Annotated in this window: 1 pseudogene; it reads left to right on the top strand. The window is 72.4% G+C overall.

Annotated elements, in window-relative coordinates:
* Positions 1-275, top strand: a pseudogene (locus tag KVT44_RS56070) (transketolase); the annotation flags it as partial.

Genomic DNA, 275 nt, shown 5'->3' with positions numbered 1-275 from the left:
CTCGACCGCGGCCGTGAGGCGAAGGCCGAGTGGGAGAAGGGCTTCCAGGAGTGGCGCACCGCTCAGCCCGAGCGTGCCGCCGAGTTCGACCGGATCGCCGCGTGCGAGCTGCCGGCCGGCTGGGAGGAGAAGCTCCCGGCTTTCGAGGCGGGCAAGGGTGTCGCCACCCGTGCCGCGTCCGGCAAGGTGCTGCAGGCTCTCGGTGCGGTCATCCCCGAGCTGTGGGGCGGCTCCGCCGACCTCGCGGGCTCGAACAACACGACGATCGACCCGAA

The organism is Streptomyces sp. GbtcB7 (assembly GCF_019091445.1).
Classification (GTDB): domain Bacteria; phylum Actinomycetota; class Actinomycetes; order Streptomycetales; family Streptomycetaceae; genus Streptomyces; species Streptomyces mirabilis.
Note: the sequence above shows the minus strand (reverse complement) of the source record. Positions and strands in the feature narration are given on the sequence as shown.